Source organism: Burkholderia sp. Bp9090 (assembly GCF_003857985.1).
Lineage (GTDB): Bacteria > Pseudomonadota > Gammaproteobacteria > Burkholderiales > Burkholderiaceae > Burkholderia.
In genome coordinates this window covers 82,990-96,665 of record NZ_QTPV01000015.1, presented here as the reverse complement: position 1 = coordinate 96,665, position 13,676 = coordinate 82,990, and the positions used below count along the sequence as shown (strand labels likewise).

At 68.2% G+C, this 13,676-nt stretch carries 14 protein-coding genes; 12 read left to right on the top strand and 2 right to left on the bottom strand.

Features of this window, described 5'->3' with window-relative positions; all coding sequences use genetic code 11:
* Nucleotides 1-177 precede the first annotated feature (177 nt).
* The 5 genes from DIE16_RS16475 (at nucleotide 178) to DIE16_RS16455 (ending at nucleotide 4,404) form a co-directional block, all read left to right on the top strand.
* A complete protein-coding gene (locus DIE16_RS16475) occupies nucleotides 178-1,197 on the top strand; it encodes an AraC family transcriptional regulator (RefSeq protein ID WP_124892819.1) in 1,020 nt (339 codons plus the stop codon).
* A gap of 100 nt (nucleotides 1,198-1,297) precedes the next feature.
* Nucleotides 1,298-1,861: a GNAT family N-acetyltransferase gene (locus tag DIE16_RS16470; RefSeq protein WP_124892790.1), complete on the top strand. Its 564-nt coding sequence runs from the start codon at nucleotides 1,298-1,300 to the stop codon at nucleotides 1,859-1,861.
* 9 nt (nucleotides 1,862-1,870) lie between these two features.
* On the top strand, nucleotides 1,871-2,728 hold the full coding sequence (locus DIE16_RS16465) for a MerR family transcriptional regulator (protein WP_124521827.1): 858 nt from the start codon (nucleotides 1,871-1,873) through the stop codon (nucleotides 2,726-2,728).
* A gap of 123 nt (nucleotides 2,729-2,851) precedes the next feature.
* A complete protein-coding gene (locus tag DIE16_RS16460; RefSeq protein ID WP_124520741.1) occupies nucleotides 2,852-3,832 on the top strand; it encodes a sulfonate ABC transporter substrate-binding protein in 981 nt (326 codons plus the stop codon).
* A gap of 170 nt (nucleotides 3,833-4,002) precedes the next feature.
* Nucleotides 4,003-4,404 (top strand): cupin domain-containing protein, encoded by a 402-nt coding sequence (locus DIE16_RS16455; protein WP_124520743.1) that lies wholly within the window; start codon nucleotides 4,003-4,005, stop codon nucleotides 4,402-4,404.
* 136 nt (nucleotides 4,405-4,540) lie between these two features.
* Here the strand turns inward: DIE16_RS16455 and speB are convergent, their stop codons facing one another.
* Complete coding sequence (speB, locus tag DIE16_RS16450) at nucleotides 4,541-5,503, bottom strand: agmatinase (RefSeq protein ID WP_124892788.1); 963 nt, start codon at nucleotides 5,501-5,503, stop codon at nucleotides 4,541-4,543.
* Nucleotides 5,504-5,936: 433 nt separating this feature from the next.
* On the opposite strand from speB, the gene DIE16_RS16445 reads away from it, so the two are divergent.
* From DIE16_RS16445 to DIE16_RS16425, 5 genes are all read left to right on the top strand, one after another.
* Nucleotides 5,937-6,608: a lysoplasmalogenase gene (locus DIE16_RS16445; protein WP_124520747.1), complete on the top strand. Its 672-nt coding sequence runs from the start codon at nucleotides 5,937-5,939 to the stop codon at nucleotides 6,606-6,608.
* A 247-nt stretch (nucleotides 6,609-6,855) separates the two neighbouring features.
* Nucleotides 6,856-8,448, top strand: a complete 1,593-nt coding sequence (locus tag DIE16_RS16440) for an NAD(P)/FAD-dependent oxidoreductase (protein ID WP_124892786.1) — start codon at nucleotides 6,856-6,858, stop codon at nucleotides 8,446-8,448.
* 21 nt (nucleotides 8,449-8,469) lie between these two features.
* Nucleotides 8,470-9,408: an SDR family oxidoreductase gene (locus tag DIE16_RS16435; protein ID WP_124892784.1), complete on the top strand. Its 939-nt coding sequence runs from the start codon at nucleotides 8,470-8,472 to the stop codon at nucleotides 9,406-9,408.
* Complete coding sequence (locus tag DIE16_RS16430) at nucleotides 9,405-10,310, top strand: metal-dependent hydrolase (protein ID WP_124892782.1); 906 nt, start codon at nucleotides 9,405-9,407, stop codon at nucleotides 10,308-10,310. Before DIE16_RS16435 ends, DIE16_RS16430 begins: the two co-directional genes overlap by 4 nt.
* Nucleotides 10,311-10,314: 4 nt before the next feature.
* On the top strand, nucleotides 10,315-11,238 hold the full coding sequence (locus DIE16_RS16425; protein WP_124892780.1) for an alpha/beta fold hydrolase: 924 nt from the start codon (nucleotides 10,315-10,317) through the stop codon (nucleotides 11,236-11,238).
* On the opposite strand, the gene DIE16_RS16420 is transcribed toward DIE16_RS16425, so the two are convergent.
* Nucleotides 11,199-11,753: a putative glycolipid-binding domain-containing protein gene (locus tag DIE16_RS16420; protein ID WP_124488162.1), complete on the bottom strand. Its 555-nt coding sequence runs from the start codon at nucleotides 11,751-11,753 to the stop codon at nucleotides 11,199-11,201. The genes DIE16_RS16425 and DIE16_RS16420 overlap by 40 nt on opposite strands.
* Before the next feature lie 243 nt (nucleotides 11,754-11,996).
* Between DIE16_RS16420 and DIE16_RS16415 the strand changes: the two genes are divergently transcribed.
* Nucleotides 11,997-12,890: an urea transporter gene (locus DIE16_RS16415; RefSeq protein WP_124892778.1), complete on the top strand. Its 894-nt coding sequence runs from the start codon at nucleotides 11,997-11,999 to the stop codon at nucleotides 12,888-12,890.
* Nucleotides 12,865-13,641: a class II aldolase/adducin family protein gene (locus DIE16_RS16410; protein WP_044843194.1), complete on the top strand. Its 777-nt coding sequence runs from the start codon at nucleotides 12,865-12,867 to the stop codon at nucleotides 13,639-13,641. The genes DIE16_RS16415 and DIE16_RS16410 overlap by 26 nt, the downstream gene beginning before the upstream one ends.
* The last annotated feature ends 35 nt before the right edge of the window (nucleotides 13,642-13,676 follow it).

Here is a 13,676-nt window from a genome sequence, read left to right as displayed (position 1 = left end):
GCGGGGACAGGACTGTCCGATTCTTGCAACCCCGTGCGATACCTTAGACAAGCCTGACGAAGATCAATATCATCCATTCAGGAGATTTCGCGCACGCAAGAAAAACCGATGCGGCACGACGCGCATCCGCGGCCCAGCCGGATGCACTGCACGGAAATGCCGCACAGGAGACGCCCCATGCCCCTCACGCCGAATGCGGACGTGCTGTCCGCGCTGTACCGGAATTGCCTGTTCCGATCCGGATCGCGCACGGATGCGCACGAGCAGGTTTCGGCGGAACTGGCCGAGCATGTGCTGCGCTGGAAGCACGGCGTGCCCGACGCTGCGCTTTTCAAGGGGCGACTGAATCGTCTGAGCGTCTACGCGCTGCAGTACGGCGCCGAAGTCGAGGTCGTGCCGCGCCCGTTCGACGGCTTTTCGCTCGTCCACACGTCGCTCGCCGGCGGCGCCGAAATCGACTGCGACGGACATGTGATGGACGTGCTCGAAGGACGGACCGCCGTGCTCGCGCCCAGGACGCGCGTGCGCCTGCACTGGCGGCCCGGCACCCGGCAACTGATCGTCAAGGTCCCCGATGCGCTGCTGCGGGCGGTTTCCGGCCACCCGCCCGACGACGGACCGCCCGCCCTCGCGCCGGGATTTCTGTTGCCGCCTGCACTGGCCTCGCAATGGGACCTGATCGCACAGTCGCTGCTCAACGTCCTCGCGCTGGCCGGCGACGGCGGCATTCGGGCCGAGTGGCGCGACCACTTCGAACGCAGCCTCGCGTTATTCCTGCTCGTACATTGCCCGCCGCCGTCGGCAACCGGGAATGCCCTCGCGTCACCGGAAGCGTGCAACCCGCGGGTGGCATCCGGATCCCCGGGCGGCATCCGGCAAATGGACGCGCTCCTCGAATTCATCCATGCGCGACTCTGCGCGCCCATTTCGCTCGAGGATCTCGCCAGGGCGGCCGGCGTCAGCTTCCGGACGCTGAACGTGCTGTGCCGCCGCTACCACGGCGCAACCCCGATGGAACTGCTGCGCAACATCCGGCTCGACGCCGCCCGCGTGCAACTGCTGACCGACCCGATGGCCAGCATTACCGATACGGCGCTGACGTTCGGTTTCGGCCACCTTGGCCGCTTTTCGGGCTATTACTTCGCCCGCTTCAACGAGTTGCCGCGCGATACGCAGAGGAAGCGGCTGCCGAACTGAATGCGACGACGCGCGACGTCCGGCCGTCGCCCGGCCGTCGCTTTACGCGCCGGGCAATCGCCCGCATAGTAAGGGTTTGCCCATGCCTCCGCCCGTTGCCATGTCCGCCACACCCGCCGCCTGCGTCGTCCGCGACGCGACCGATACCGATCTCGACGCCATTCACGCGATCTACGCGCACCACGTGCGCCACAGCGTCGCGTCGTTCGAGGAGGCGCCGCCCGACGTCGACGAACTGCGCGCGCGCCGCGACGCAGTGCTGCGTCACGGGCTGCCCTATCTCGTCGCGGAATGCGACGGCCGCATCGCCGGCTACGCGTACGCAACGCCGTATCGCACGCGCAGCGCGTACCGCCACACGATCGAGGATTCGATCTACATCGACGACGCGCAGCGCGGCCGCGGCATCGGCCGCGCGCTGCTCGCGGCACTGATCGCGCGCTGCGAAACCGGCCCGTGGCGGCAGATGATCGCGGTGATCGCCGACGGCGGCACCGGCGGGTCGACGTCGCTGCACCGCGCGTTCGGTTTCGAGCCGGCCGGCGTGCTGAAGGCGGTCGGTTTCAAGCACGGCCGCTGGATCGACACCGCGCTGATGCAGCGCGCGCTCGGCGACGGCGCACGCACGCTCCCCGCCGCGCCCGAGCCTGTCGCGTCGCGCTAGAATGGCCGCATGTCAAAACAGACTCCAACCATGCCAGACGAGGCCGCGCCGGATTCCCGCAACGAGTACACGGTCGATGAACTCGCTCGCGTGTCCGACACGACCGTGCGCAACGTCCGCGCGTACCAGGATCGCGGGCTGCTCGCGCCGCCCGAGAAGCGCGGGCGCGTGGGCATCTACGACGACACGCACGTCGCGCGCCTGAAGCTGATCAACCACCTGCTCGCGCGCGGCTACACGCTGTCGAACATCCAGGACCTGATCATGGCGATCGACGAGGGTCACGACCTGCGCTCGATCCTCGGCCTGGAAAACGCGATCGGCGGCCGCTGGTCGCACGAACTGCCGAAAACCTATTCGCTCGCACAACTCGCGCAGATGTTCGGCCCGCAGACGGCGTCGCAACTGTCGCGCGTGACCGAACTCGGCCTGCTCGAACGGCGCGGCCTGTCGTTCGTCGCGAAAAGCCCCGCGCTGCTCGAGGCGGCAGCCGCGATGACGAAGGAAGGCATCCCGCCGCGCGAGCTGCTCGACGTGATCAGCCTCGCGCGGCCGCACTTCGACGCGATCGCGCGGCTGCTCGTCGATCTCGTCGTGAAGCGGCTCGACCGCTATGACGAAGGCACGCTGCCGCCCGTCACCGACGTGCCCGCGCTCGTCGATGCGATCTGGCGCCTGCGCCCGCTCGCGGCCGTGTTCGTCGAGGGCGAGACGAACCGCGCGCTCGAGAACGCCGCCAGTGCGTATCTGGGCGGCCGTGTCGCGACGATCCTCGACAGGAAACTCAGTGACGAAGCGGCACGCCAGGCCGGCACGTCGGATAGGTCCGATGCGTCCGGCCCGCAAGGCGACGGCGACAAAGCATAGGACCGCCGCCGTCATATTCATATCGGCATTGCTTGGTTTGCGGGCCCGACCGCCCATGCGACGATTCTTCCAACCGAGCGGCGCGCGCCGCTCCCCGAAGACGTTTCGCATGGAGTCCGTTCGATGATTCGTTTCACCCGCTGGATCACCCGCACCGCCGCGACGGCGCTCGTCGCCGTCGCCGCCACATCGGCCTTCGCGCAAGGCAGCGCCGACAAGGTCGTGCGTATCGGCTACCAGAAGGCCGGCCTGCTGTCGGTCGTCAAGACACAGGGCTCGCTCGAGACGCGGCTCAAGCCGCTCGGCTACACCGTCCAGTGGTTCGAATTCCCGGCCGGCCCGCAACTGCTCGAGGCACTGAACGCGAACAGCATCGACTTCGGCTATACGGGCGCGCCGCCGCCGGTGTTCGCGCAGGCGGCCGGCGTGCGCTTCGTGTACGTCGCCGCGGAACCGCCGTCGCCGCACAACGAGGCCGTGTTCGTGAAGGCCGATTCGCCGGTCCGTTCACTCGCCGACCTGCGCGGCAAGAAGGTCGCGCTGCAGAAGGGTTCGAGCGCGAACTACCTGTTGCTCGAAGCGCTGAAAAAGGCCGGCGTACGCTACGACGAAATTCACCCGGTGTACCTGCCGCCCGCCGACGCGCGCGCCGCGTTCGAGAGCGGCAACGTCGACGCGTGGGCCGTGTGGGATCCGTATTACGCGGCCGCGCAGAATTCGCTGAAGATCCGCACGCTATCCGACTACACGGGCCTCACGCCCGCGAACAACTTCTACGAGGCAACGCGTGGCTTCGCGGAGCAACATGCCGACGTGGTCGGTACGATCCTGAAGCAATTGCGCGAGACGGGCCTGTGGGTCAACGGGCACCCGGCCGAGACGGCCGCGCTGATCGCGCCGAAGGTCGGCCTGCCGCAGCCGCTCGTGGAAACGTGGATCAAGCGTGTGCCGTTCGGCGCGGTGCCGGTCGATGAGAAGATCGTCGCGGTTCAGCAGGGCGTGGCCGATGCGTTCCATGCGGCGAAGCTGATTCCGCAGAAGCTGAACGTCGCCGATAACGCGTGGACCGACAAGGGCGTGGCAAGCGCGCTCGCGGCGAAGTAACGCACGGTTCGCACTCGCATGGAACAGGCCGACGGGTACCCTGCCCGTCGGCCTTTTTTGGTTCTGCTCGGACAATTACGTCGACGTCCCCGCGTGCGTGCCGCTACCGATTGCTTTCCGGATCAGTTCGGTATTTCATTTTCCACTGACCCATTCCTTCGGAGGGGTGCATGGAACATTTTCTTCCCGACGCGCCGCAGCGTTTCGTCATCAGCCATTACGCGGAGGACGACTTCAAGACTGGCGGCCTGCGCGGCTACTCCACTTACCGGGACTTGGGCGTTGCGGCGGCAACCAGCGGCCTTGTCAGAGCGCACGTAGTCCGCATGATTGCGCCGTTCCGTCCGGAATTGAGCGTGCGACACCACCACGACGTGCAGTTTCAGCTGGTTTACTGCCTGAAGGGCTGGTTTCAGACCGACTTTGAAGGCATTGGACCGCAGCGGCTGGTGGCCGGGTCGTGCTGGATTCAGCCACCGGGCATCCGCCATACCGTAATAGGCTGGTCGGATGATTGCGAGCTGCTCGAAATCCTGATCCCGGCAGAGCCCGAAACGGTCAACGATCCCTGAGCGGCAAGCGGTGTTGCCGGGCCGCATGGGGCTTTATGCGTCGGGTTGAACGTCCTCTTTTCGGCTTGACGTTGGGGCGTTGAAGGTCGGCAATGGGCCGGGAAGCTATGGCCGTGTCCGCCAGCCCCACCCGACTTCAAAGCCCCGCCACCTTCTTCTGCCGCCACAGACACAGCAAATCGCACGCAACATGCGCAGCGACGATCGCGGTAATGTCCGCGTGATCGTAAGCAGGCGCAACCTCGACGACATCCGCGCCGACCAGATTCACCGCCCCGAGCGCACGCACGATCGCGAGCGCCTGCGCGGACGACAACCCGCCCGCGACCGGCGTCCCCGTGCCGGGCGCGAACGCCGGATCGAGACAGTCGATATCGAACGTCAGGTACGCGGGCCGCGCGCCGACGATGTCGACGATCCGCTCCACCGCCGCGCGCGGACCATGCTCATGCACCCACGCGGCATCGAGCCGCTCGATCCCGAGGAAATCGTCGTTCCACGTACGGATGCCGACCTGCACCGACGTCGCGGGATCGATCAACCCTTCCTTCACCGCCTTGTAGAACATCGTGCCGTGATTGAGGCTGTCCGGCTCGTCGTCGGCCCACGTATCGCAGTGCGCATCGAAGTGGATCAGCGACAACGGCTTGCCATGGCGCTCCGCGTGCGCGACCAGCAGCGGATACGTGATGTAGTGATCGCCGCCGAGCGTCAGCATCTTCGCGCCCGAGCGCAGGATCGTGCGCGCATGCTCGACGATCGCCGGCTTGATCGACAACGGGTTGTGCGCATCGAACCAGCAATCGCCGTAATCGACGGTCGCGAGATCCTCGAACGGATCGAAGCCCCACGGATACGGCTTGAGCTCGGCGAGCTGCACGCTCGCCGCGCGGATCGCGGCCGGCCCGAGCCGCGCGCCCGAGCGATAGGTCGTCGCGAGGTCGAGCGGCACGCCGGAAATCGCGACGTCGACGCCGTCGAGCGCGCGCGAATAGTTGCGACGCATGAACGACAGCACGCCCGCATAGGTGTTTTCGATCGAGGAGCCGTATGGCGTCGTGCGACGGATCGCGCCGTCGCCGTGGAGCAGTTCGGTCATGTCGAACCTGTTGGTCAGGAGGACCGGCCCCTGCCACTGCATCGGGTGCGCTGGCGGGACTCGGCACGGATTCAATGAAAACGCGGCGGCATGCCCTCGCCGGGCGCGGCCGTCGCGCCGGCCTGCGAACCCTGTAGCGCGGCCGGGCGGGACAACGTCGATACGCGGCGATGATAGCAAGCCGAAACCGCCGTGTTGCCCCGGTTCGACCGGGGCAAACGCATCGAAACGATCAGCGCGGCGGCAGGCGCACCGGCGCCGCATCGCCCGATCCCATGCCGCCGGACCGCCGCACCGCCGCCCCCCGTCGCCATGCCGCGCCTAGAAGGATTCGCCGGTTTTCGCCCGCGCTTTCTTCCGGATAATGGCCGCAGCAGCGCCCCCGCCGGCGCGCCGTCCACCGCAGACGACGACAACCCTGGAGACACCCGCCTTGATCGCCACGCTTCCCGCCCCCTATCGCCGGCTCTGGCCGCTCGCCATCGCCGCCGCGCTGCTGTACGGGCTGTCGCTCGCCGCCGCGCCCTATCCCGGCCAGGCCGCCGCGAAAGCCGCGATGGGCATCCTGCTGCTCGCGGCCGGCAGCGCCTGCGCGGCACCGCGCGAACGCGCGTGGCTGTGCGCGGCGCTCGTCACGGCCGTACTCGGCGACGTGCTGCTCGCGCTGCCCGAGTGGCCGCTGTCGTTCGTCCTGGGCCTCGGTGCGTTCCTGCTCACGCACCTGTGCTACTGCGCGATCTTCGTGCGCTGGCGCGCGCGGCCGCACGGCTGGCGCTTCCTCGCACTGATCGGGCTGTGGATCGCCGCGCCGGCGTTCTATGCAGCGTTCCTTCCGCATCTGGGCGAACTGCTCGTACCCGTCGCCGTCTACATGCTCGTGCTGTGCGCGATGGCGAGCTTCGCGCTCGCGGCCCGCACGCGCGGCCCGCTGGTCGCCGTCGGCAGCCTGATCTTCGTCGGCTCCGACACGCTGATCGGCGTCGGACGCTTCCTCGGCGGCTTTCCCGGCATCGACTACCTGATCTGGGGCCTCTACGCGCTCGCGCAGATCACGATCGTCGCCGGGGTTTTCCATGAGACGGCCGCCCGCCCGATCCGTCCCTGATAGCGTTTCAAACAGGTCGCCGCGTGTCGGCGGCCTTCGTCTCCCGCCTCTCCAGCCCTGCCGACGGCCGTTTCCGCACATTCCGCAATGCGGAAAGCAGACCGTTCCAAACCCCGCTCAGCCTTTTCCCGCGCGGCTTCCGGCCCTTAGAGCGCCGCTTCTAGCCTCTTGCGGTTTCCGGGTTCACCCACTATCGTTACATCAATCAATGTAACATTCAAAAATGAGCCAAATCGGAGACACCCGGATGAATGCTCGCACGTTGCCTTTCGGCCCGCCCGGCCACGACGGCCCGGACGAAACCACCGACATCGCCATCATCGGCACCGGCTTCGCCGGTCTCGGGATGGCCATTCGCCTGCGGCAGACCGGCGTGACCGACTTCGTCGTGCTCGAGAAGGCCGCATCGGTCGGCGGCACGTGGCGCGACAATCATTACCCCGGGTGTGCCTGCGACGTGCAATCGCACGTCTATTCGTTCTCGTTCGCGCCGAACCCGCGCTGGACGCGCATGTTCGCGCCCCAGCCGGAGATCCGCGCGTACCTGGAAGACTGCGTGCAGCGCTTCGGCGTCGGCCCGCACCTGCGCCTGAACCATGAGCTGCAGCGCGCCGAATACGACGAGGCCGCACGACGCTGGCGCCTCACGTTCGCGAACGGCAAGCGGCTGTCGGCGCGCGTGCTGGTGTCGGGGATGGGCGGGCTGTCGCGCGCCGCGCTGCCGGCGATTCCCGGCGTCGAGACCTTCAAGGGCCGCGCGTTCCATTCGCAGCAGTGGGATCACGACTACCCACTCGAAGGCAAGCGCGTCGCGGTGATCGGCACCGGCGCGAGCGCGATCCAGTTCGTGCCGCAGATCGCGCCGCGCGTGAAGGCACTCGCGCTGTTCCAGCGCACGCCGCCGTGGATCATGCCGAAGCCCGACCGCAACCTGAGCGGCTTCGAGAAGTGGCTGTTCCGCACGCTGCCGTTCACGCAGAAGGCGGTGCGCAGCGGCATCTACTGGATGCTCGAATCGCGCGTGCTCGGCTTCGCGATCCATCCGTCGCTGATGAAGAACGTGCAGAAGCTCGCGCTGCGCCATATCCGCAAGCAGGTTCCCGATCCGGAGCTGCGCCGTGCGGTCACGCCCGACTACACGCTCGGCTGCAAGCGCGTGCTGATCTCGAACGACTACTACCCGGCGCTGTCGCGCAGGAACGTCGACGTGATCACGACCGGCATCGAGCGCATCGAAGCCGACGCGGTCGTGACGACCGACGGCAAGCGTCATGAAGTCGACTGCCTGATCTACGGCACGGGCTTCCAGGTCGCCGATCCGTTTCCGCGCGGCGCGATCATCGGCCGCGGCGGCCTCGACATCGTCGATGCGTGGCGCGACGGCGCGCACGCGTATCTCGGCACGACGCTGCCGGGCTACCCGAACTTCTTCATGATCGTCGGCCCGAACACCGGCCTCGGCCACAACTCGATGGTGTTCATGATCGAGTCGCAGATCGAATACATCCTCGGTGCGCTGAACGCGATGCAGCGCGAACGCGCGGATGCGATCGAGGTGCGCCCGCTCGTCGAGGCGCAGTTCAACACCGACCTGCAGGGCCGGCTCCAAAAGGCGATCTGGTCGACGGGCGGCTGCAAGAGCTGGTACCTCGACCCGCGCACCGGCAAGAACACGACGCTGTGGCCGGGCTTCACCTGGCGCTTCCGCCAGGCGACCGCGCACTTCTCGATCGCCGATTACCACGCGTATCGCGCGCCGCACCACGACACGAGCGGGCGGCCCGTCGCCGCGCCCGCCGCGTCCGCCGCTTCCGCTTCCACGTCCGCCGAAGCGGCCTGAGCCAGACAAGGAGCCAACGACATGAGAGATTTCGCCAACAAGGTCGCCGCGATCACGGGCGCCGGCTCGGGCATGGGCCGCTCGCTCGCGGTCCAGCTCGCACAGGCCGGCTGCCACGTCTCGCTCGCCGACAAGAACGGCGTCGGCCTCGCCGAAACCGAGCGGATCGTCCGCGCGATCGCGCCGAACGTGCGCGTATCGACGCGCGTGCTCGACGTCGGCGACCGCGACGCGATGTTCGCGTGGGCCGACGACACCGCGCAGGAACACGGCAAGGTCAACCTGATCTTCAACAACGCGGGCGTCGCGCTGTCGAGCACGATCGAAGGGATGGAATACGGCGATCTCGAGTGGATCGTGAACATCAACTTCTGGGGCGTCGTGCATGGCACGAAGGCGTTCCTGCCGCACCTGAAGGCGAGCGGCGACGGTCACGTGATCAACACGTCCAGCATCTTCGGGATCTTCGCGCAGCCGGGCATGAGCGGCTACAACGCGACCAAGTTCGCGGTGCGCGGCTTCACCGAATCGCTGCGCCAGGAACTGGACATGATGAAGTGCGGCGTGTCGGCCACCTGCGTGCATCCGGGCGGCATCCGCACCAACATCGCGCAGTCGAGCCGCGTCGCGAAGAACATGGTCGGCTTCATCGTCGAGAGCGAGCAGCAAGGCAAGGACAGCTTCGAGAAGTTCTTCATCACGACCGCCGACGACGCCGCGCGCACGATCCTCGCCGGCGTGCGCCGCAACAAGCGGCGTGTGCTGATCGGCCGCGACGCGAAGGCCGCGGACTGGATGGCGCGCATCCTGCCGGCCGCGTACCAGGCGCTCGTCGTGCTCACGACGCGCCGCGAGGCCGCGAAGGCTCGCCGCGCGGCCGCCCGCTACGGCACGCCGGCCGCCGCGCCGCTTCGCGCCACCTACAACAACGCAGGCAATCAGGGAGGAGAACAATCATGACGACCCCGAACATGATGCCGGTGCGGCGCGACATCCGTTTCGCGCTGCCGCCCGAACGCGCGAAGGACTGGCACGTCCAGGGCGTGCCGGTCACGCACTTCATGAACGCGCTGTCGCTGCTGTTCCCGGCCGGCGAGCGCTTTTTCATGGATTCGGTGCGCCACTACCGCGACCGCATCGAGGATCCGGAGCTGAAGAAGCAGGTGCTCGGCTTCATCGGCCAGGAAGCGATGCACACGCGCGAGCACATCGAGTACAACGACCTGCTGCAGTCGTCCGGCCTGCCCGCGCACAAGCTCGACAAGCGGCTCTGGACGATCCTCGGCTTCTTCAAGAAGACGCTGCCGCACTCGATGCAGCTCGCGATCACGATCGCGCTCGAGCACTACACGGCGATCCTCGCGAACCAGCTGCTGTCGGGCCACGAGCACCGGATCGACGGGTCGGTCGAAGGCTATCAGCAGATGTGGATGTGGCACGCGATGGAGGAAACCGAGCACAAGGCGGTGTCGTACGACGTATGGAACGCGGTGATGAAGCCGGGCCTCGGCAGCTACCTGCTGCGCACCAGCACGATGCTGCTCACGACCCTGATGTTCTGGACGATCGTGTTCGACTTCCACGTGCGGCTGATGCGCGCGCACCGTCGCGAACACGGCAGGTTCGGCGGCATGTGGCGGCTCGTGAAGTATCTGTACAGCCCGCGGACCGGCGTGTTCCCGAGCATCGCGCGCGAATGGCTCGACTACTTCCGTCCGGGCTTCCATCCGTGGGACCACGACAACCATCAGTACCTGCAGGGGCTCGACACGCTGCTCGCGAACATCGACGCGACCAATGCACGCCACGCGGCGCAGGCCGCCCCGCGACGCGTGCCGCTGCATCCGGTTCCGCAGGCATGACGTCATGGCGCGCACGCACGAGATGCTGACCGTCCGCTCCGGCGACGTCAAACTCGCCGTCCATGTCAGCGGCCCGCGCCGCGCGCCGCCGCTGATCCTCGTGCACGGCTATCCCGATTCGTCGGCCGTGTGGGCGCCGGTCCGCGCGCGGCTCGCGAAGCGCTACCGCGTGATCGCGTACGACGTGCGCGGCGCCGGCGCATCCGATGCGCCGCGCCGCCGCGCGGACTACACGCTGGCGCGGCTCGCCGACGACCTGAAGGCGGTCGCCGACGCGACCTGCGGCGCGCGGCCGTTCCATCTGGCCGGTCACGACTGGGGGTCGATCCAGTGCTGGGAGGCCGTGACCGACCCTGCGTTGCGCGGCCGGATCGCGTCGTACACGTCGATCTCCGGCCCGTGCCTCGACCACGTGTTCCGCGCGAAGATGCGGCTCAGGCAGAGCCTGAAATCGTGGTACATCGCGTTCTTCCACCTGCCGGTCGTGCCGTCGCTGGTGTGGCGCCTCGGCGGCGCCGCACTGTGGCCGCGCTGGCTGCAGTTGACCGAACGCGTGCGGCCCGAGCGCGATCCCGCGCAATTGAAGAACGCGCTGAACGGGTTGCAGCTCTACCGCGCGAATTTCCTCGCGCGGGCGAGAAAGCCGCGCGAGCGGTATGCGCAGGCGCCGGTGCAGATCCTCGTGCCGGTGCACGACCGCTACGTGACGCCCGAAATGTCGGTCGATCTCGAGCGCTGGCTCGGCGAGCACGTGCGCGAGGAAATCGACGGCGGGCACTGGGTCGTGCTGCGCAATCCCGACCTGATCGCGGCGCGGATCGACCGGTTTGCCTCGACGCATGAACGACGGGCGGTCGCGGCAGCACCCGCGGCACCGCGAGCGGCGGTTCAGCGCAATGGCGGCAGGCGCTTGAACAGCGTTTCGTAGTCGATCACGAGCCCGTCGGCGTCGACGTCCATCTCGGCCGTGAAATTCCGGAAGATGCCTTCGTAGCGGTAGCGCCGGCCCGGCTCGATGCACGCGTATGCCTGCTTGACCGGCGTCACCTTCAGGTCCGGCGTCGAGATGTATGCGACGTCGATCGGTCGCCGCTCGCCGCGAGCGAGGCCGAGGCGGCCGATCGGCAGCGCGTTCGTGAACGGCGTCGCCGCGATGTCGATGTCGACGCAGCCATCCAGCTCCGGCAGCGCGCTGCCTGAACCGTCGCGCCAGTGCCCGGCCCCGTCGCCGTGCAATTCCAGCGTGCCGCCGCCCATCACCTTGAGCACCGCATACCTGACCCGCCATTGCGGATCGCACTCGACCCGGTACGCAAGCCCGTACGCGCGGCCGTACCGCTGGCCGACCACGGCACTTTCGACGACGATGCCGGCGTCCCCCCGGTCGAACGTCAGGTGTTCGATTCCGTCGCCCTCGAGCGACGCCCAGCGCAGTTCACGCATTCGTTCCTCCCCGAAAACGCCGACGTGTCAGCATACGCACGAAAAATCCGGCTGCGGCCAAAATTTCGCTTCCGGGCCCGGCAATCCCGCGAAAGCGCCATTGCCCCGGGCAGACAAGACGCCGAAACACGCACCCCGCCCCAACTCAGGGCATGCGCCACAAATCCTGACTATCCAGAATTCCCTATTCCGGTGCACGGCATTGTGTCCTATGCTCGCGGCTCGTCCTGCTCCACCGCCGCCATGCCCACCGCCCGCCCCGCCTCGCCGTCGATCGACCTGCGCATCCTGCTGCGCGGCATCGGGCAGATCGTGCTGCAGGCGCATGCCGTCACCGGCGCGCTGCTGCTCGCCGCGCTGGCGCTGACCGACCTGCGGCTCGCGTCCGCGGCGCTGGTCGGCTCGGCCGCCGCCAGCATGACGGCGGTGCTGACGGGCGCCGAGCGCCGCGACGTCGAACAGGGGCTGCACGGCTTCAACGGTGCGCTCGCCGCGCTGATCGCCGTGCTGTTCGCGCCTGCCTCGCTCGCCGCCGTCGCGCTGGTACCGCTGGCAGCGATCGGCGCGGCGCTCGTGCAACGCGCGATGCGTGTGCCGCTCGCCCGCTGGCGCCAGTGCCCGTATTCGAGCCCGTGCCTCGCCGTCACCGCGCTGTGGCTGCCGTTTGTCGCGCCGCAGCATGCGGGCGACGCGACAGCCGGTGCGCCGCTGACGCTGCCTTCCATCGCCGACGCGCTGCTGTCGGGCGTCGCGCAAACCACCTTTGCGCAAGGCCCGTGGGCCGGCGCGCTGATCGTCGCCGGCCTCGCCGTCGCGTCGCGCCGCGCGGCTGCGTTCGCGCTCGGCGGCACGATCGTGTCGACCGTGCTGCTGATCGCGGCCGGCGCGAACGGCGCGTCGTGCGCCGACGGCCTGCTCGGCTTCAACGGCGCGCTCGCCGCACTCGCGCTGATGCCGCGCGGGCCGCGCGCGGCGTTCACGGCCGCCGCGCTCGCCGCGCTGATCCAGTGGCTCGCGACGCGCGCGGGCCTCCCCGCGTTCACGGCCCCGTTCGCGATCGCTGCGTGGATCACGGTGATCGTCGCGCGCCGCTTCACCCTCGGAGAACCCGATGTCGTCATTCGCACACCGTCCTGACACCGTGAAGCCCGGCGGCCCGATCTCGGACGCCGAGCGCCGGTTGCGCGTCGATCTCGCCGCCGCCTATCGCCTCGTCGCGCTGAACGGCTGGGACGACCTGATCTACACGCATCTTTCCGCGACCGTGCCCGGCGAACCCGGGCATTTCCTGATCAACCCGTTCGGCCTCGCGTTCGACGAGGTTCGCGCATCGAATCTCGTGAAGATCGACCTGGCCGGCAACCGGATCGGCGAGAGCGAATACGCAGTCAACGTGACCGGTTTTGCACTGCACGCGGCCGTGCACGCCGCGCGGCCGGACGCCGTCTGCGTGATGCACCTGCACAATACGGCCGGCATCGCCGTGTCGATCCAGCGCGACGGGCTGCTGCCCGCGTCGCAGCACGCGCTGCGGTTTCACGGCGACCTCGCGTACCACGACTACGAGGCGCTCGCGTTCTCGCCGGCCGAAGGCACGCGGCTGACCGCCAGCCTCGGCGCGAAATCCGCGATGCTGCTGCGCAACCATGGCACGCTGACGGTCGGCCGGACTGTCGCCGAGGCATATGTGCTGATGGATACGCTGATCAAGGCCTGCGACATCCAGGTGCGCGCGCAGGCAGGCGGCGGGCCGCTCGTGCTGCCCGAGCCGGCCGTCGCCGAGCGCACCGCCGCGCAGTTGCGCGACGGCGGCGCGATCGAGGGTGAACTGGAATGGCCGGCGCTGCTGCGCCGCCTCGACCGGATCGATCCGTCGTATCGCGACTGACGCCGCTCGCGTCCCGACTTCCCTACCCCCAACCA